Genomic DNA, 15,172 nt, shown 5'->3' with positions numbered 1-15,172 from the left:
GCCTGCCATGACCGCCCTCTCTCAGCGAATTTGCAGAACTCTCAGCACACTACCAAATCTTTTGCCCAACAGTGGCCGACGCAAACACCAGAGGCCCGCGATCCTTCGGGCCCCCCTCTGGCCTGCCGGCCATCTCCCCCACGAGGGGGGAGATCAGCAGCTTCAACGCCTCACTCCGCCGCTTCGAGCTTATCCTGCGTCTTCGTCTCGAAGTCGCTGGCGTCGTGGCGCTCGCGCAGCTGGAAGGCCGGATCGCCGGACATGCGGTTGACCATGCGGCCGCGCGTCACGGCCGGCCGCGCGTCGATCGCGTCGGCCCAGCGCTGCACGTTCTTGTATTCATGCACCGACAGGAACTGCGCGGCATCGTTGTAGCTGCGGCCCTTGGCGAGCCCGCCATACCAGGGCCACACCGCCATGTCGGCGATCGTGTAATCGGGGCCCGCGAGATATTCGCTCTCCGCCAGCCGGCGGTCGAGCACGTCCATCTGCCGCTTCGTCTCCATGGCGAAGCGGTCGATGGCATATTCGATCTTTTGCGGCGCATAGGCATAGAAATGGCCGAAGCCGCCGCCGAGATAGGGCGCGGAACCCATCTGCCAGAACAGCCACGAGAAGGTTTCCGCGCGCGCCGCGCGCTCGGTGGGCAGGAACGCGCCGAATTTTTCCGCGAGATAGGTGAGGATCGAGCCGGACTCGAACACGCGCACCGGTTTCGGCTCGCTGTGATCCATGAGCGCCGGGATCTTCGAGTTCGGATTGACCTGGACGAAGCCGCTGCCGAACTGGTCGCCGTCGCCGATCTTGATCAGCCAGGCATCGTATTCCGCGCCCGTGTGGCCAAGCGCCAGAAGCTCCTCCAGCATGATGGTCACCTTCTGGCCGTTGGGCGTGGCCAGCGAATAGAGCTGCAGCGGGTGCTTGCCGACCGGCAGCTCCTTCTCATGCGTCGGGCCGGCGATCGGCCGGTTGATCGAAGCGAACTGGCCGCCATTGGGCTTGTTCCAGGTCCAGACTTTCGGCGGGATATATTGGTCCATGTCAGAGGCCTTGTGTTTCGCGCGGGGCGGAGCGTTTCGTGAAGGGCGGGAAATCTGCCACGATGCCGATAGACTTAGGTGCGGTTGCGCGCGCGTCAAAGAAAAAAGTTCAACCTTCGTTGAACTAGCGCTTGTGCCAGCCCCGCAACGGGAAAATCCACCCTTGCGCGGCGCTCCTTCGGCCATACTTATAGAACAAAACCCGCAACGCAGGATGGATCGATGACCGTCGAGAAAATTTCGCGCTCCGTCGTTGCCGTGCGCGCCACGGTTCCGGACGACGCTTTCACCGCCAATGCGCTGGGCACGCGCCGCGAGGGCAGCGGCGTGGTGATCCGCGACAACGGCCTTGTGCTGACCATAGGCTACCTCATCACCGAGGCCGAGGAAGTGTGGCTGACCGACCAGGATGGCCGCGTGGTCGCCGCGCATGCGCTGGCCTACGACCAGGAGACCGGCTTCGGCCTCGTGCAGGCGCTGTCGCCGCTCAACCTTCCGGCTGTCCAGTTCGGCGATGCCAGGAAGGCCAATATCGGCGACGCGGTGACGCTTGCCGACGGCATCGGCCAGCAGGTCGACGCCCACATCGTCACCAAGCAGGAATTCGCCGGCTATTGGGAATATCTGATCGACGAGGCGATCTTCATCGCCCCCGCGCATCCGTCCTGGGGTGGGGCCGCGCTGTTCGACCGCGAGGGCAAGCTGCTCGGCATCGGCTCGCTGCGGCTGCAGATGAGCCGCGCCGGCGAGGTGGCCGACATCAACATGGTGGTGCCCATCGATCTTCTGACGCCGATCCTCGATGATCTCATCAAGCGCGGCCAGGCGGCGAAGGCGCCGCGTCCGTGGCTCGGCGCCTTCTCGGCCGAGTCGAACGGCATGGTGGTGGTGATGAGCGTCGCCGAAGGCGGTCCGGCGGCAAAGGCCGGACTGCGCCAGGGCGACATCATCTCCGACGTGCGCGACGGTGAGGTGGACGGTCTGGCCGATTTCTACAGGAAACTCTGGCAGAACCCGGCCGGCTCGGAAATCCCGCTGCGCGTCGTACGTGACGGCCGCGAGACCTGGCTGCGCGTGAAATCAGCCGACCGCAATTCCTTCCTGAAGAAGCCGCAATTGCAGTAGCGCCGGATGCATCCAAGGCTGCTGAAGACCTTTCTCGCGGTCGCGCGCACCGGCAACGTCACGCGCGCGGCGCAGGAGGTCAATCTCGCCCAGTCGAGCGTCAGCGACCAGATCCAGGCGCTGGAGACCGAGCTTGGCGCCAGCCTGTTCACCCGCTCGCGGCAGGGGCTCACTCTGACGCCGGCGGGCGAGGCGCTGAAACCCTATGCCGACGACCTGCTGGCGCTTTCCGATGACGCGCGCGCCGCCGTCGATGCCACCGGGGCAGGGACGGTGGGCAGCCTGTCGATCGGCGCCCTGGAGACGATCGCCTCGGCAAGGCTGGCTCCATGGCTCGCCGGTTTCCGTGCCGCCCATGCCGGCATCGACATCAAGCTTCGGATCGCCGGCAGCGGCGAGTTGCTGCGCAGGCTCAGCGATGGCGAGATCGACGTCGCCTTCTGCTTCGAACGGCCCGCCGAGCTTGATACCGAAGCGCCGGACCAGCGTCTTGCCAGGCGTGTCGTGGCGGTCGAGCCGCTGGCGCTGATCGCCCCGCCCGGCGACAACCATGTGGATGTCGATCTGGCGACGCTGGCCGAGAAGCATTTCGTCGCCACCGAGACCGGCTGCGTCTACCGCGCCATGGTCGACAAGGCGTTCGGCGAAGCGGGAGTTGGCAAGCCAAGGCTGGCCGCCGAAGCCGGCAGCATCGACGCCATCGCCGGACTGGTGGCGGCCGGCGCCGGCTTTGGCCTCGTGCCGCGGCTGGCGGTCGCCGCCGCAATCGAGCGCGGTAAGGTCGCCGAGCTCGCCTGGCCCGGCCCCGTCCGCTCGGCCGACATCGTGATGGTCTGGCGCCGTCGCCGCGTCCAGCCGCCGGCGCTGAAGGCGCTGCTCGAGCAATTCCAGGAAAAGTGTGCAACGGTTTTCCGTCCGGAATTGCGGAAAAACAAATAGCCGCTGCAGGCGGCTTTGCGCCGGTCACACCAGCCGGTGCCCGCCCTCGACATGCAGCGTCTCTCCCGTCGTGAAACCGTTGCCGATCAGGAAGCGGATTGCATCGGCGATGTCCTCAGGCCGTCCGACGCGTCCGGCCGGCAGACGCTTCGCCATCGCGGCCAGCGTCTCGTCCTTCTTCTCGCCGACGACGAACTCCCAGATCGGCGTGTCGACCCAGCCCGGTGAGACGGCGTTGACGCGGATCGGCGCCAGCTCGACCGCCAAGGCCCGCACCAGCCCCTCCAGCGCCGCGTTGACGGCGGCGACCACCGAGCCGCGCGCCGCCGGCCGGTAGGCCGCGATACCGGAGACGAAGGTGAGCGAGCCGGTCGGCGGCAGCGTGGGCGCGCCGTGCTTGGCAAGCAGCAGCGGGCCGTAGAACTTGCTCTCCACCACGCGTTGCGCGGCTGAAAGTTCGATCTCCGGCAACAGCCGGTAGGCGCCCTCGATCGCGGCCGCGGTGCTGACGATATGATCGAGCCGCCCGATGCGCTCGAACAGCGCCGCGACCTCATCCTCGCGGCTGATGTCGACCACCGCCGTTTCGAACGCTCCCGGCCGGCCGAGCCCATCCCGCGCCGCGTTCAGCCTCGCTTCGCCACGCCCGGCGACGATGACGTGCGCGCCTTCCTCGAGACAGCGCCTGGCAAGCGCCAGCCCCATGCCCGAACTGCCGCCGACGATCAGGATCTTCTCCATGTCCATGCCTTTCCTTTGCATGGACGGTCATGTGGCAGGCCAACCCGCGAAGCGGAAACGGAAGAAACCGATAGTGGTATCGGAAGGCCCGATGATGGTACAGCCAATCTCCCCCACGAGCGGGGAGATCAGCAGTTCCGGCGCCGCGCAAGGAGGAACAACAATGGCCCCGATCAAGGTCGATCCGGACAAGGTCCGGGAATTCCCCGATGCGCAAAGCTTCCACGCCTGGCTGGCCGACAATCACGCCTCCGAAAGCGAGGTCTGGATCAAGATCCACAAGGTCGGCTCGGGGCTCCCATCGATCACGCCGAAGGAGGCGGTCGACGTTGTGCTCTGCTTCGGCTGGATCGACGCGGTACGCAAGTCGCTCGACGACAAGAGCTTCCTGCAGCGCTACACGCCGCGCGGTAAAAAGAGCATCTGGAGCAAGATCAACATCGACAATGTCGCGCGCCTGGTCGCGGAGGGCCGCATGACCGAGCACGGCCTGCGCGAGGTCGAGGCTGCCAAGGCCGACGGCCGCTGGGACCGTGCCTATGCCGGCTCGAAGGAGATGACCCTTCCGCCCGACCTGCAGGGCGCGATCGATGCCGAGCCGAAGGCGAAAGCGATGCTGGAGAAGCTCTCGGCGCAGAACCGCTTCGCGCTCGCCTTCCGCACCCGCAACATGAAGACGGAGGCGGGGCGCAAGAAGAAGATCGCCGATCTGGTGGCGATGCTGGCGCGCGGCGAGACGATCCATCCGCAGAAGAAGAAATAACCAAAAACGCCGCCCGGAAGGGAGGGCGGCGTTTTCGGGAAGCGATGATCCTGAACCCTTTGGAAGCGGTCCGGGATCATCCGGCTCTGAAGTTCGAAACGTCTCTGGCCTTACGCCTTCTTCGCAACAGGCTTCTTCGCATGGTGCTTGCGCACGTGGTGCTTCTTCACGTGATGCTTCTTGGCATGATGCTTCGCGTGCTTCTTCACGTGATGATGCTTACGGGCGTGGTGATGCATGCGGTGACGCTTCTTGTGCGGGCCGTTGCTGGCCGGCTTGGCGGCGGTCGCTGCCGGCTTCGCAGCTTCGGTGGTGGCGGCCGGAGCAGTGGTCGTGGTCGTCGTGGTGGCGGTGGTCGTCGCGGCGGCGTTGGCTTCGGTGGTGCCCAGCGCCGGCACCGCGAAAGCGAGCGCGACGGCAAGGCCGAGTGCGGAAAGAAGGGTCTTTTTCATAATCGGCAACTCCTTGGGTTTCGATCGATGTCTCTTGTCGCGCGCCGCAATCGTTCGGCTGCTGCGATGCCGTTTATGACAGCGGGTTTTTTCGCGAGTTTTTCCGGATTATTGAATCTTGTTTCTGGTTTGTGTCCGGCGAGGCACTTGCCTCCATGCGGGCGAGGGAGGTGGCCGCAAGGCGGCCGGGCAAAGCAGCGCTTGCCTGTGCGATTCACGCTGCCGCGGTGCCGTATCCGACTGGTTCGGCGCCACTCTTGAGCCGCGTCGCATGATGATTGCGAACTTTTCGCCCTAATCAAACCGCCCGCTCGATGCGATGTTGCAGGCGGTGCAAGGAACCAAGGGAGCTGGAGCAATGACCGGCGGCACAAATCACTCCGGCAAGCTGGCACTGGTCACCGGCGGCAACCGTGGCATCGGCCTGGAAACGGCCCGCCAGCTCGCGGAACTCGGCTTCACCGTGCTCATCGGCGTGCGTGACGTCGCCAAGGGCGAGGCGGCGGCCAGGAAGCTCGGCGGCAAGGTCGAGGCCATCGCGCTCGATGTCGCCGCCCATGATGCCGCCGCGCACGCCGCGGCAGAGGTCGAGCGCCGCTTTGGCCGGCTCGACGTTCTGGTCAACAACGCCGCGATCCATTACGACCCGTCGGGGCGGGCGCTCCAGCCAGACTGGACAGTGATCCGCGAGGCCTTCGAGACCAATGTCTTCGGCGCCTGGCGCGTCGCCGCCGCCTTTGCGCCGCTGCTCAGCGTTTCCGGCCATGGCCGGCTGGTCAACGTTTCATCGGAAGGCGGCTCGCTTGCTTCGATGGGCGCCGGCGCGCCGGCCTATTCCACCAGCAAGGCGACGCTCAACGCGCTGACCCGCATCCTGGCGGCCGAGCTGCGTGGCGCGGGCGTGCTCGTCAATGCGATCTGCCCAGGCTGGGTCGCCACCGACATGGGCGGACCGGGCGGACGCCCGGTGGCGCAAGGCGCTGCCGGCATCGTCTGGGCCGCGACCTTGCCCGACGACGGCCCGACCGGCGGCTTCTTTCGCGATGGCAAGCGGTTGCCGTGGTGAATTGTCGGCTTTCGGCTCCGCTTACCCCACCGGCACCTCCACGCCCGCACCCTGCAACCGAAGCGAAATACCCCCAAAAATAGTCAAGTCGGCGGTGTCGAGCCTTCCGAAACGAACATCCGGCGACATCCAATCGAAACAAACTTCAATCACTTAGCCAATGAAAGCGTCCAGAATCGCGCCCGCCGACAGAATTCAGTGCCTCGCAGGAAGACTAGCATGCTGCTTCTCAACCAACGCCCAGAACACAACCAGCCGTTGGTTACCGCCGATGCCGAGTCGCTCGGCATGGCGGGAGGCGAGCGGGCCGAGCGCTACCTCAAGGCGCGCGATGACCGTGCCGAGACCCCGCTGCGCGCCTTGCCGGCGCTGGCCGGCGAGCTCGGCATCGCCGCGCTTCATGTCAAGGATGAGGGCCAGCGTCTTGGCCTTGGCTCCTTCAAGGCGCTGGGCGGCGCCTATGCCGTCATGCGGCTGGTGCTCGAGGAGGCCGGCAAGTGGCTCGGTCGCGACGTCGATATCGGCGAGATAAACGACACCAGAGTGCGCCAGATCGCGTCCGGCATGATCTTCGTCTGCGCCACCGACGGCAACCATGGCCGCTCGGTCGCCCAGGGCGCCAGCCTTGTCGGCGCGCGTTCGGTGATTTTCGTACATGCCGGCGTAAGCCGCGAGCGCGTCGCGGCCATCGCCCGCTTAGGCGCCGAGATCGTCGAGGTCGAGGGCGGCTATGACCATGCGGTGCGCGAGGTCGCGCGCGTCGGCGCCGAGCGCGGCTGGAAGATCGTCTCCAACACCTCCTGGCTCGGCTATGAGCGCGTCCCCGGCCTGGTCATGCAGGGCTATACGGTGATCGTGCGCGAGACGCTGCGGCGCCTGCCCGAACCTCCCACCCATGTCTTCCTGCAGGCCGGCGTCGGCGGCTTCGCGGCTGCGATCGCCGGCCATATGGCGGTCATGCTCGGCTCCAGGCGGCCGAAGGCCGTTGTGGTGGAGCCGAAGCGCTCGGCCTGCGTCTACGCTTCGGCTGAGGCCGGCCGTCCGGCAACGATCGCCAACCAGGAGCCGACGGTCATGACGATGCTCGAATGCGCCGAGCCGTCCCTGGTAGCCTGGCGCGTGCTGGCGCGCGTCGGCGATGCCTTCATGACGGTGGACGAGGAGGATGCGGTCGCCGTGATGAAGCGGCTGGCGCGACCGCTCGGCAACGACCCTGCCATTATCTCCGGCGAGAGCGGCGGAGCAGGCCTCGCCGGGCTGGTCCGCGCCGCGGGCGACAGGCGCATGCGCGCGGCGCTCGGCCTCGACAGGCGTTCGCGCGCGCTGGTCATCAACTCGGAGGGCGCGACCGACCATGGCCGTTTTGCCGAGCTGGTTGGGATGGCGCCCGAAGAGGTCTTCCTGCAGACTGCCTGAGAGCAGTTCCGGTTCGCTCACCTCGGGGCGGAGGGCCGCGATCGAGAAAGAGATGCGCCGCATCGCCGAAGGCACTGCGCGGGCATATAACGTCGCGGTCAAAGTGGTTTACACGCGCGAGTTCATGCCCTTGATCAACGACGCGGCGCTTGTCGACAAGGCGCTTGCGGCGGCCAGGACGGTATTGGCCGATGCCGTTGGCAACGACACATCCCGGTAACTCTTTCTTCTTTGCTTTCCTGCAATACTGCCAGAACCGGGTGGCACGAACAAAGTATGGCGGACGACAACAAACGCAACGGCAAGTTCTGGGCGCAGGCGCTTGATCGCGCTTATCTGGGCCTTTGGGACTGGAATCTGTCGACCGGCGATTGCTACTATTCGCCGACCTGGTCGAAGATGCTGGGCTATGAGCCGGACGAGCTCGCCAACACGTCCGATCTCTGGCTGAAGCTTACCCATCCCGACGACCGCCAGCGCGCGCAGGAAAGTGGCGACCGGCATATTGCGGGCCTTGTCGATTCCATCGAGACCGAGCTTCGCCTGCGCCACAAGGACGGCCACTGGGTGTGGGTTCTCGACCGTGGCGGCATTGTCCAGCGCGACGCCGACGGCAAGCCGCTTCGGCTGATGGGCGTGCAGACCGACATCACCCGCCAGAAAGAAGCCGAGGCGGCGCTCGAGCAGGTCAACGTCCGCTTCCGCCTCGCGCTTGCCGCCAGCGGCACCGGCATATGGCATCACGATATCGGCACCCGGAAAAGCTACTGGGACGCCCGCACCCGCGAGATATTCGGCCTGGTTGCCGACACGGATGAGGTGATGGCAGACCTGTGGCACACCTATCTTCATCCCGACGACAAGGACGCCACCGAGCGAGCCCACCAGATCGAGCCCGGCTCGAACAGCGTCGTCGCCTCGCAATACCGCATCGTCCTGCGTGACGGCCAGATCCGCCACGTCGAGTCGCTGGTGCGTTTCGTTGCCGGCGTCGGCTCGGCCGGGCAGATCTTGGGCACCGTGCGCGACATCACCGAGGAGAAGATGCGCGCCGAGGAACTCGCCTTCGCCGCGGGTCACGATGCCCTGACCGGCCTTCTCAACCGTTCCGCCTTCGACCGGCTGCTCGCTGAGAACATCGCCATGGTCGAGCGCCTGCCGCTGGCGGTGTTTTACGTCGACCTCGACTACTTCAAGGCGCTCAACGACTATGCCGGTCATGCCGCCGGCGACCTGGCGCTGAAGAGCGTCGCGGCGGGCATCCTCGCCAGCCTGCCCGCGTCGGCGCGTGCAGCGCGCCTCGGCGGCGATGAATTCGCGCTGATGGTGCCGAACTGCAATGACGCTTGCGCCGAGCGCATCGCCCGCGGCGTGCTCGCTGCGGTGCGCGATGCCGATCTCGGCTCGGCGGTCACCTCGCGCAGGCTTGCTGCCAGCATCGGCATCGCCTTCGTGCGCGACCGCAGCATGAGCGTGGCCGATGCGCTCGCCTGCGCCGACGATGCCTGCTACGCCGCCAAGGCCGGCGGCCGCGACCGTTTCGCCGTGTTCTCGCCCGACACGACGTCCGGCGCCGGCGGGCTCAACGCCGCGCGGCTGGCCGCCGACCTTGTCGACGCGATGGAGGATGGCCGGTTGAAGCTGTTCGGCCAGGAGATCCATCGGCTCGGCCTGCCGTGGGAGGACAGCCGCCACGTCGAGGTGCTGGCCAGGCTCGAGGCCCGCACCGGCACGATGATCCCGCCCGGCGATTTCATGCCGGTCGCCGAACGTTTCGGCCTTGCCGCGCGGCTCGACCGCTGGATCATCCGCACCGCGCTGACGCGCCACGGCGAGGCGATGCGCGCGGGCGCCATCGCGCTCGACTTCAACCTGTCGGCGCAGACGCTTTCCGATCCGCATCTATGGGACTTCGTCGACGAGGCCATTGCCGAGAGCGGCGCGCCGCCGTCGGCCGTCGGCTTCGAGATCACCGAAACCGCCGCCGTAACCAATTTCGACGCGGCGGCCGAGTTCGTGCGCAAGGCGAGGCTCCGCCACTGTCGCGTCAGCCTCGACGATTTCGGCGCCGGCATGAGCTCGTTCGAGTATCTCAGGCGCTTCCCCATCGACGCCATCAAGATCGACGGTTCCTTCGTCGAGCACATCGCCGAAAGCCGCTTCGACCGCGAGATCGTTTCGGCGATCGCCGGCATCGCCCGCTCGATGGGCGCCGCCGTGGTGGCCGAAAAGGTCGAGGAGAAAAACGCGCTGGAGATCCTCATGGGCATGGGCGTCGCCTATGGCCAGGGTTATTTCCTGCACCGGCCCGAACCGCTGGCGGCGATCGTGGTTAGAGCCGCCGGCGGCTCGATGTCGCAGGAACGGCCGCATGCCAGGCTGGGTCGAAAATAAGAAGTTGCTAAAATTGAAATCACTCATTTAAGGGCGCTGTAATCCGGCGCGGCAAAGATGCGCTACGACAACCGGATCGGAGCGCCTGTATGAAAACCCTTCCCTTGCTTGCGGCAACCGCAATCGGCCTGCTCGGCATCTTAGCCACGCAGCCATCCGATGCGGGCTCGGACAATGGCGGCGGGTTGACGACGGCGTCGACGGCCGACGATGACGAGATCAACACATCCAGTGTCGGCGACGACCAAGAGGCCGCCGAGAATGACGATGCCGGGCATGGCGGGGACAGCGCCGCCTCCGGCTCGCATGAGGGCGACCAGGACGGCGATCACCAGGGCGAGGACCACGAGGGCGGCGACGGTGGCAGCCACGATGGCGGCGGCGACAGCGGCGGCCATGACGGCGGCGGGGACAGCGGCGGCGGCGATGGCGGTGGCGGCGGCGACGACTGAGCTTCGGCGTTGAGCCAAACCAAGGCGATAGCGCGGCTCATCGTTAAAAGGCGAACCATCGTTCTATCGAACTCTTAGGACAACCGGGTTATTTCCCGTGAAACGCTTCGCTCGGGACATGAGGTCTTGGCTTGACTGTCCGGCGTCCGGTCCATGACGGACGGGCGCGTGCGAGACCCGGCAATGTCCTCGACGCTCAGCACCGCGCTTGTGACCCTGCAGCCGCAGCGCCTGCCGCCAACCGCCAGACCCGCCGCGAGCATCGACGGTGTCTCCGGCCCGGCGGCTTCGCCGGTCATGCAGGCGGAGCCCGCGATCTCGGCATCCAAGTTCAGCCTCGACGGCCTCAATATCACGGCGACGAAGGTCCGGCTGATGCAGCAGGCGAGCAAGGAATTCGCCGTCGATCAGACCGACTACGAGTCCGTGTCTTCCTACGGTTCGGCGATCAAGAGCGCCGTCGAGGCGTTGAAACGGCAATCTCCGTCGGCGGTTGCCAAGATCGAAAGGCAGCTTGGCCTGGACCAGCTTGGCGTTTCGCTGGATGCGCTGGTCAACGCGATCGTCCGCCCGCAAGGCGGCGACAACGACAGGCTGGATGCCGCGTTGAAGCGGCACGCAAGCGGTGAGGGCGACCAACCGGACGAGCTCGGGCTCTACAGCTTCTGAGGCCGGTTATCCGATCAGCCACCGCAACACGCCCGCCGAGGCCACCCCGATCGCAACTGTCGGCAGCATCGACAGCCTCGTCGCGGCAAGCAGGGTGATGGCCAAAGCCGCGAGGTCGGCCGGATTCCTCGAGACGAAATCCGGCGCGATCACCGAGATCAGCACGCAGCCGGGCGCGGCTTCCATCACCGCCGTGGCGCGCGGGCTGAGCGCGCGGTTCTTGAGCACAACATAGCCGCCGACGCGGGTGAGATACGTCACGCCGGCCATCGCCAGGATGGCAAGCACTGTCATCGGATCGATCATGTCTCACCTGCCAGGAACCACGCGGCCACCAGGCCGGACAGCGCGCCGGCCGCCACATACCAGGCGCCGGGCACGACGAGATAGGTGAGCGCCGCCGCCACGAGGCTGATCAGCCAGGGCCGCGCCGCGGCAAAGCCTTTCCACATGCCGCGCAGCAGCACAAGGAAGACGGCCGGGAAGGCCATCGCGAAACCATATGTCTCGACGTCGCCGAGCACAGGCCCGAGCGCCGCGCCGCAAGTCGTGAACGCCGCCCAGGCGAGGTAGACGGCCAAGCCGGCGCCGAGATAGAAGGGCAGGCTGAAGGCCGGCCGCGCGCCGGCCACGGCACGGCGCTGCGCATCTGCAAGGCCCACCGCCCAGCTCTCGTCGCACATCAGGAACAGCGCCGGAAAAACCTGGCGCTTCGGCAGGTGCCTGATGAAAGGCGCAAGCGCTGCGCCCATCAGGAAATGCCGGCTGTTGACCAAAAGCGTGATGGCGGCGATCAGCAGGATGTGCGGCGGCGAGGTCCAGAGCTGGATAGCGGCGAATTCCGAGCCTCCGGCAAAATTGAGCCCGGTCATCAGCGGCACCTCGAGCACGCTGAGGCCCCTCTGCGCGGCCTGCGCGCCGAGCACCAGCGCATAGGGGACGACGCCGAGCAGCACAGGCGTCGCGGCAGCCAGCCCGCGCCGGAACTCGGCGCCGCGCCTGTTGGCGGCCTTGCCCTCGGCGAGGGCGATCTCGGAAACGCTCATGGCTTTGCTTTCGGCTGGCCTTGCGGCAATCCGTTCTCCCGGTCGGTTGTGGGGTTGTTGTCGGTCCCGGACCATAGCCGAAACGCGCGGCAATCGGGTTGCGAAAATGCGCTATTTCCGCCAAAATTCGGCATTGGATAGCGAGTTCACCTGAAGAACTGGAATCTGGAACCATGAAGCTCGATGAGATCGACAGACGCATCCTGCGCGCCTTGCAGCGCGACGGGCGCATGGCAAACAACGATCTTGCCAGGCAAGTCGGTCTGTCGCCGTCGCCCTGCCTGCGGCGCGTGAAACTGCTCGAAGAGGCGGGCGTCATCGACCGCTATGTCGCGGTGCTCAACCCGGCCAAGATCGGCCGCGGCCAGACCTTCTTCACCCGCATCTGGCTGAAGCAGCAGGACGAGGACACGATCGAGCATTTCGCCGCCGAGGTGGCGAAATTTCCCGAAGTGATGGAGTGCTATCTGATGATGGGCGACTGCGACGCGCTGGTGCGGATCGTGGCGGCCGGCATCGACGACTACCGCCGCTTCCAATCGGAGCATCTGAGCCGCATCAAGGGTGTCCAGAACGTCAAGACGGACGTGCCCAGCCAGATCATCAAGCAGACCTCGGAGATGCCGCTGTAGCGCCTCTTCCTTCTCCCCTTGTGGGAGAAGGTGGCCGCGAAGCGGCCGGATGAGGGGTGCTCCAGGGAAAGCCAACGTCTCATTCCGCTGGAACACCCCTCATGCGTCTCGGCGCTGCGCGCCGATCCACCTTCTCCCACAAGGGGAGAAGGAGGAAGCCGCGCTCAATGATGCGCGTGGTGCTCCGCATTGCGCTTCCGCGTCGCGGCAGCCTTCTTCGCCGAAGCCGATCTGTCCGCCGCGGAACGCTCGCCCGAGGCCTTGCCGCCCATCTTGCCGCCCTTATGCGCGGCCGGATGGCCGGTGTGCTTGCCGCGTCCCGATCCGCCTTCCTTCTTGCCGCCGCCATCGTCCTTGTTGACGGTCGCCCAGGCGCGCCGCTCGGCTTCCTTCTCCGAGACGCCGCGCTTCTCATAGCCTTCGGCGATATGGTCGGCCTTGCGTTCCTGCTTGTCGGTGTATTTCGATTTGTCGCCACGTGGCATCGTCTTACTCCTTGTTGCGCTGAGTGAATTCGGGAAGGGATTAATCGCCCTTCTTCTTGGCGACGTCGCCAAGGTCGGAGCGTTCCGGGTCCTTGTTGTTCTCGCCGGCGGCATCGCGGTTCTCGTCGGGATCGTCCTTTGGCGGCAGGTAGCCGCGCGGCTTGTTGGCCTTCGGGCCCTCCCAGCGCGGCCATTGATCGGACGTTCCAGCCGGTCCCTTCTTCGGTGAATTGCTCATCCTTGCCTCGCTTTCCGGAGGGCGTTCAGCCTTCCGCCTTCATGGTTCGTGCGATCTCGAGCAGCTTGTCGCGGTCGTGTCCGTGCTCGCGGATCAACTCGCGCGCCTGCTTCGGCGAAAGGTCGGTGTTCTCCGCCAGGAACCGCACGTCGGGATCCTCGCCGCCCTTGACCGGCAGCGTGCCGCCATGTGGCGCGTTCGCGGCGCCCGGCCGGTGCGGTATGTTGTCGTTTGCCTGCGTCATTGCGCGTCTCCTTTGCTTCGGCGCCGTGTCAGTCCGCCGTCTCCGACTGCTTGCGGCGTGCTTCCTTCTTGCGGCGCAGCACCTCGTCGGTCCCGACGATATCCTTGGAGCCGCCGGTGATCGCGGTGGAAACCACGGCCGGCGGATCGCTGGCCGGAAAACTGTCCTCGAGACCCGACTGCAACTGCTCTTCCAGCGTGTCCGGGTCCTCCGAGCGGCCTTCCGTGCGGCGCTCGTCGATTTGTTCCAGGTCCTGCTTGGCGTCGGGATGCTCACGCGCGTTGCGCAGCGTCGACACGACGAGCTCGACCGCGAACTCCTTCATCGCCTCGGCATCCGGAGCGGCGACGTCGGTCTCCTCGACCAGGCGCACCAGCGACTGTTCGATCTTGTCCAATTCACGCACGCCCTGACAGCGCGCCAGTTTTTGCGCCAGGGCATGGATCAGCAGGGGACCGAAGGTCGAATAGGCCTGCATGCGGGTCTCATCGACGCGTTCGGGATGAAGGGAATGCAAGGACATTGGTGCCTCCGTTGAACATCCTGCGGCGACGGCAGCCTGCTACGGCAGCCGCTCCTAAGGTCAACTGGAGGGCGGGGAAGATGTTCCATCCCGGGATCGATTGCGCCGGGCAAATAAGATGGCGCCCGCATCCGCGGACGCCATCTTGAACTCAGCGCTGGCCGCCCTTGCGGCCTGCTTCCGAGGCGCGCTGACGATCTTCGGCGAAGTTGCCGCTGCCGCCTCTGTGCTGGCCCGCGCTCCGCTGACCCATATTGCGGTCCTCGGCCTGCTGCTGTCCGCCACCGCGGCGTTGATCGTCGCGGTTCTTGTGGCTCTGCTGGCCGGCCTTGACGTGCTGTTCGTGGGTTCCGCCTTGATTGGGCATATCCAATTCTCCGTTGGTTCGGATTGTTCTTCAGGGTTGAAATCAAGGACGCGCTCGACATCCTTGAGTAGGGGGAACAAGCTCCGGCAACCGATGTTCCGCCCGAAATATTTCGTGACTCCGCCCGACTGAAGTCCGACCCGGCAAGCGCATTGGGCTGGCTTGTGCAACCAATGGGCTTTCTGCGAATTGGTGAGCGGCCGACGGGAAAACCCCTTCATCGCCGGCCCTACTGGTGCCCGCCGATCGCTCCCCCGCGCAAGTCGGCGGACACCAACATCCACGAACAAGAAGGCCGCGAGCCGGCCCCGGAGCGAGACGACGTTTTGACCTATATCTCTGCAAAGCCCACCCGGCAGACTGTCGAAACCCTGCCTGCCAACGACAACCAACCTTTCGCGCCTTTCGATCTTTCATTCCTCGACGACATCAATGATGAGGCTGAGATAGCCGACATCGCCAGGCGCGCGGAGCGTCTGGGCCATGCCGCGCTTATCGCAATGGCGATCGGCCTTGCTGCAGTGCCGTTGCTTTACCTGATGCTTGCGTGAGCCGTCCCGTCGGGCGCCTGGCGGGCCGG

Annotated in this window: 20 protein-coding genes and 1 pseudogene; 11 read left to right on the top strand and 10 right to left on the bottom strand. The window is 65.9% G+C overall.

Annotated features, from left to right (window positions below; all coding sequences use genetic code 11):
* Positions 1-170 precede the first annotated feature (170 nt).
* Entirely contained in the window at positions 171-1,040 is an 870-nt protein-coding gene (gene yghU, locus E5X34_RS25690; protein WP_292570606.1) for a glutathione-dependent disulfide-bond oxidoreductase, read from the bottom strand.
* A gap of 222 nt (positions 1,041-1,262) precedes the next feature.
* On the opposite strand from yghU, the gene E5X34_RS25685 reads away from it, so the two are divergent.
* Positions 1,263-2,165: a S1C family serine protease gene (locus E5X34_RS25685; RefSeq protein WP_292570603.1), complete on the top strand. Its 903-nt coding sequence runs from the start codon at positions 1,263-1,265 to the stop codon at positions 2,163-2,165.
* A 6-nt stretch (positions 2,166-2,171) separates the two neighbouring features.
* Positions 2,172-3,104, top strand: coding sequence for a LysR family transcriptional regulator (locus E5X34_RS25680; protein ID WP_292570600.1), 933 nt, complete (start codon positions 2,172-2,174; stop codon positions 3,102-3,104).
* Between the two features lie 24 nt (positions 3,105-3,128).
* On the opposite strand, the gene E5X34_RS25675 is transcribed toward E5X34_RS25680, so the two are convergent.
* Positions 3,129-3,866: an SDR family oxidoreductase gene (locus tag E5X34_RS25675; RefSeq protein ID WP_292570598.1), complete on the bottom strand. Its 738-nt coding sequence runs from the start codon at positions 3,864-3,866 to the stop codon at positions 3,129-3,131.
* Between the two features lie 142 nt (positions 3,867-4,008).
* On the opposite strand from E5X34_RS25675, the gene E5X34_RS25670 reads away from it, so the two are divergent.
* Positions 4,009-4,608: a YdeI/OmpD-associated family protein gene (locus E5X34_RS25670; protein WP_292570595.1), complete on the top strand. Its 600-nt coding sequence runs from the start codon at positions 4,009-4,011 to the stop codon at positions 4,606-4,608.
* 110 nt (positions 4,609-4,718) lie between these two features.
* Here E5X34_RS25670 and E5X34_RS25665 read toward each other — a convergent pair whose 3' ends face one another.
* Positions 4,719-5,060, bottom strand: coding sequence for a hypothetical protein (locus E5X34_RS25665; protein WP_292570592.1), 342 nt, complete (start codon positions 5,058-5,060; stop codon positions 4,719-4,721).
* Between the two features lie 358 nt (positions 5,061-5,418).
* Between E5X34_RS25665 and E5X34_RS25660 the strand changes: the two genes are divergently transcribed.
* From E5X34_RS25660 to E5X34_RS25635, 6 genes and pseudogenes are all read left to right on the top strand, one after another.
* The gene (locus tag E5X34_RS25660) at positions 5,419-6,126 is read left to right on the top strand and encodes an SDR family NAD(P)-dependent oxidoreductase (protein ID WP_292570590.1); all 708 of its coding nucleotides are present in this window, start codon (positions 5,419-5,421) and stop codon (positions 6,124-6,126) included.
* 219 nt (positions 6,127-6,345) lie between these two features.
* Positions 6,346-7,542, top strand: a complete 1,197-nt coding sequence (locus tag E5X34_RS25655; protein WP_292570587.1) for a diaminopropionate ammonia-lyase — start codon at positions 6,346-6,348, stop codon at positions 7,540-7,542.
* Positions 7,543-7,576: 34 nt separating this feature from the next.
* A pseudogene (locus E5X34_RS25650) lies at positions 7,577-7,726 on the top strand (amidohydrolase); the annotation flags it as partial.
* A gap of 92 nt (positions 7,727-7,818) precedes the next feature.
* Positions 7,819-9,936, top strand: coding sequence for an EAL domain-containing protein (locus E5X34_RS25645; RefSeq protein ID WP_292570584.1), 2,118 nt, complete (start codon positions 7,819-7,821; stop codon positions 9,934-9,936).
* A gap of 89 nt (positions 9,937-10,025) precedes the next feature.
* On the top strand, positions 10,026-10,388 hold the full coding sequence (locus tag E5X34_RS25640; RefSeq protein ID WP_292570581.1) for a hypothetical protein: 363 nt from the start codon (positions 10,026-10,028) through the stop codon (positions 10,386-10,388).
* 153 nt (positions 10,389-10,541) lie between these two features.
* Entirely contained in the window at positions 10,542-11,057 is a 516-nt protein-coding gene (locus tag E5X34_RS25635) for a hypothetical protein (RefSeq protein WP_292570578.1), read from the top strand.
* Positions 11,058-11,063: 6 nt separating this feature from the next.
* Here E5X34_RS25635 and E5X34_RS25630 read toward each other — a convergent pair whose 3' ends face one another.
* Together E5X34_RS25630 and E5X34_RS25625 are read right to left on the bottom strand one after the other, a co-directional pair.
* Entirely contained in the window at positions 11,064-11,363 is a 300-nt protein-coding gene (locus E5X34_RS25630) for an AzlD family protein (protein WP_292570575.1), read from the bottom strand.
* Positions 11,360-12,103: an AzlC family ABC transporter permease gene (locus E5X34_RS25625; RefSeq protein WP_292570572.1), complete on the bottom strand. Its 744-nt coding sequence runs from the start codon at positions 12,101-12,103 to the stop codon at positions 11,360-11,362. Before E5X34_RS25625 ends, E5X34_RS25630 begins: the two co-directional genes overlap by 4 nt.
* Before the next feature lie 173 nt (positions 12,104-12,276).
* Between E5X34_RS25625 and E5X34_RS25620 the strand changes: the two genes are divergently transcribed.
* Positions 12,277-12,735 (top strand): Lrp/AsnC family transcriptional regulator, encoded by a 459-nt coding sequence (locus E5X34_RS25620; protein WP_126083271.1) that lies wholly within the window; start codon positions 12,277-12,279, stop codon positions 12,733-12,735.
* Positions 12,736-12,899: 164 nt separating this feature from the next.
* Here the strand turns inward: E5X34_RS25620 and E5X34_RS25615 are convergent, their stop codons facing one another.
* From E5X34_RS25615 to E5X34_RS25595, 5 genes are all read right to left on the bottom strand, one after another.
* Positions 12,900-13,220 (bottom strand): plasmid stabilization protein, encoded by a 321-nt coding sequence (locus tag E5X34_RS25615; protein WP_127257928.1) that lies wholly within the window; start codon positions 13,218-13,220, stop codon positions 12,900-12,902.
* 40 nt (positions 13,221-13,260) lie between these two features.
* Positions 13,261-13,458 carry a hypothetical protein gene (locus E5X34_RS25610; protein WP_292570569.1) on the bottom strand — a complete coding sequence of 66 codons (198 nt, stop codon included), beginning with the start codon at positions 13,456-13,458 and terminating at the stop codon, positions 13,261-13,263.
* A gap of 25 nt (positions 13,459-13,483) precedes the next feature.
* Positions 13,484-13,702, bottom strand: a complete 219-nt coding sequence (locus tag E5X34_RS25605; RefSeq protein WP_292570566.1) for a hypothetical protein — start codon at positions 13,700-13,702, stop codon at positions 13,484-13,486.
* Positions 13,703-13,730: 28 nt separating this feature from the next.
* Entirely contained in the window at positions 13,731-14,225 is a 495-nt protein-coding gene (locus E5X34_RS25600) for a hypothetical protein (RefSeq protein WP_292513641.1), read from the bottom strand.
* Positions 14,226-14,376: 151 nt separating this feature from the next.
* On the bottom strand, positions 14,377-14,478 hold the full coding sequence (locus E5X34_RS25595; RefSeq protein ID WP_082056318.1) for a KGG domain-containing protein: 102 nt from the start codon (positions 14,476-14,478) through the stop codon (positions 14,377-14,379).
* A gap of 266 nt (positions 14,479-14,744) precedes the next feature.
* Between E5X34_RS25595 and E5X34_RS25590 the strand changes: the two genes are divergently transcribed.
* A complete protein-coding gene (locus E5X34_RS25590) occupies positions 14,745-15,143 on the top strand; it encodes a hypothetical protein (protein ID WP_292570562.1) in 399 nt (132 codons plus the stop codon).
* The last annotated feature ends 29 nt before the right edge of the window (positions 15,144-15,172 follow it).

The organism is Mesorhizobium sp. (assembly GCF_004963255.1).
Classification (GTDB): domain Bacteria; phylum Pseudomonadota; class Alphaproteobacteria; order Rhizobiales; family Rhizobiaceae; genus Mesorhizobium.
Note: the sequence above shows the minus strand (reverse complement) of the source record. Positions and strands in the feature narration are given on the sequence as shown.

What these genes read in the sequence shown, in the direction of transcription:
- yghU (WP_292570606.1), bottom strand. Translation starts at nt 1,040, where the DNA reads ATGGACCAATATATCCCGCCGAAAGTCTGGACCTGGAACAAGCCCAAT.
- E5X34_RS25685 (WP_292570603.1), top strand. Translation starts at nt 1,263, where the DNA reads ATGACCGTCGAGAAAATTTCGCGCTCCGTCGTTGCCGTGCGCGCCACG.
- E5X34_RS25680 (WP_292570600.1), top strand. Translation starts at nt 2,172, where the DNA reads ATGCATCCAAGGCTGCTGAAGACCTTTCTCGCGGTCGCGCGCACCGGC.
- E5X34_RS25675 (WP_292570598.1), bottom strand. Translation starts at nt 3,866, where the DNA reads ATGCAAAGGAAAGGCATGGACATGGAGAAGATCCTGATCGTCGGCGGC.
- E5X34_RS25670 (WP_292570595.1), top strand. Translation starts at nt 4,009, where the DNA reads ATGGCCCCGATCAAGGTCGATCCGGACAAGGTCCGGGAATTCCCCGAT.
- E5X34_RS25665 (WP_292570592.1), bottom strand. Translation starts at nt 5,060, where the DNA reads ATGAAAAAGACCCTTCTTTCCGCACTCGGCCTTGCCGTCGCGCTCGCT.
- E5X34_RS25660 (WP_292570590.1), top strand. Translation starts at nt 5,419, where the DNA reads ATGACCGGCGGCACAAATCACTCCGGCAAGCTGGCACTGGTCACCGGC.
- E5X34_RS25655 (WP_292570587.1), top strand. Translation starts at nt 6,346, where the DNA reads ATGCTGCTTCTCAACCAACGCCCAGAACACAACCAGCCGTTGGTTACC.
- E5X34_RS25645 (WP_292570584.1), top strand. Translation starts at nt 7,819, where the DNA reads ATGGCGGACGACAACAAACGCAACGGCAAGTTCTGGGCGCAGGCGCTT.
- E5X34_RS25640 (WP_292570581.1), top strand. Translation starts at nt 10,026, where the DNA reads ATGAAAACCCTTCCCTTGCTTGCGGCAACCGCAATCGGCCTGCTCGGC.
- E5X34_RS25635 (WP_292570578.1), top strand. Translation starts at nt 10,542, where the DNA reads ATGACGGACGGGCGCGTGCGAGACCCGGCAATGTCCTCGACGCTCAGC.
- E5X34_RS25630 (WP_292570575.1), bottom strand. Translation starts at nt 11,363, where the DNA reads ATGATCGATCCGATGACAGTGCTTGCCATCCTGGCGATGGCCGGCGTG.
- E5X34_RS25625 (WP_292570572.1), bottom strand. Translation starts at nt 12,103, where the DNA reads ATGAGCGTTTCCGAGATCGCCCTCGCCGAGGGCAAGGCCGCCAACAGG.
- E5X34_RS25620 (WP_126083271.1), top strand. Translation starts at nt 12,277, where the DNA reads ATGAAGCTCGATGAGATCGACAGACGCATCCTGCGCGCCTTGCAGCGC.
- E5X34_RS25615 (WP_127257928.1), bottom strand. Translation starts at nt 13,220, where the DNA reads ATGCCACGTGGCGACAAATCGAAATACACCGACAAGCAGGAACGCAAG.
- E5X34_RS25610 (WP_292570569.1), bottom strand. Translation starts at nt 13,458, where the DNA reads ATGAGCAATTCACCGAAGAAGGGACCGGCTGGAACGTCCGATCAATGG.
- E5X34_RS25605 (WP_292570566.1), bottom strand. Translation starts at nt 13,702, where the DNA reads ATGACGCAGGCAAACGACAACATACCGCACCGGCCGGGCGCCGCGAAC.
- E5X34_RS25600 (WP_292513641.1), bottom strand. Translation starts at nt 14,225, where the DNA reads ATGTCCTTGCATTCCCTTCATCCCGAACGCGTCGATGAGACCCGCATG.
- E5X34_RS25595 (WP_082056318.1), bottom strand. Translation starts at nt 14,478, where the DNA reads ATGGGTCAGCGGAGCGCGGGCCAGCACAGAGGCGGCAGCGGCAACTTC.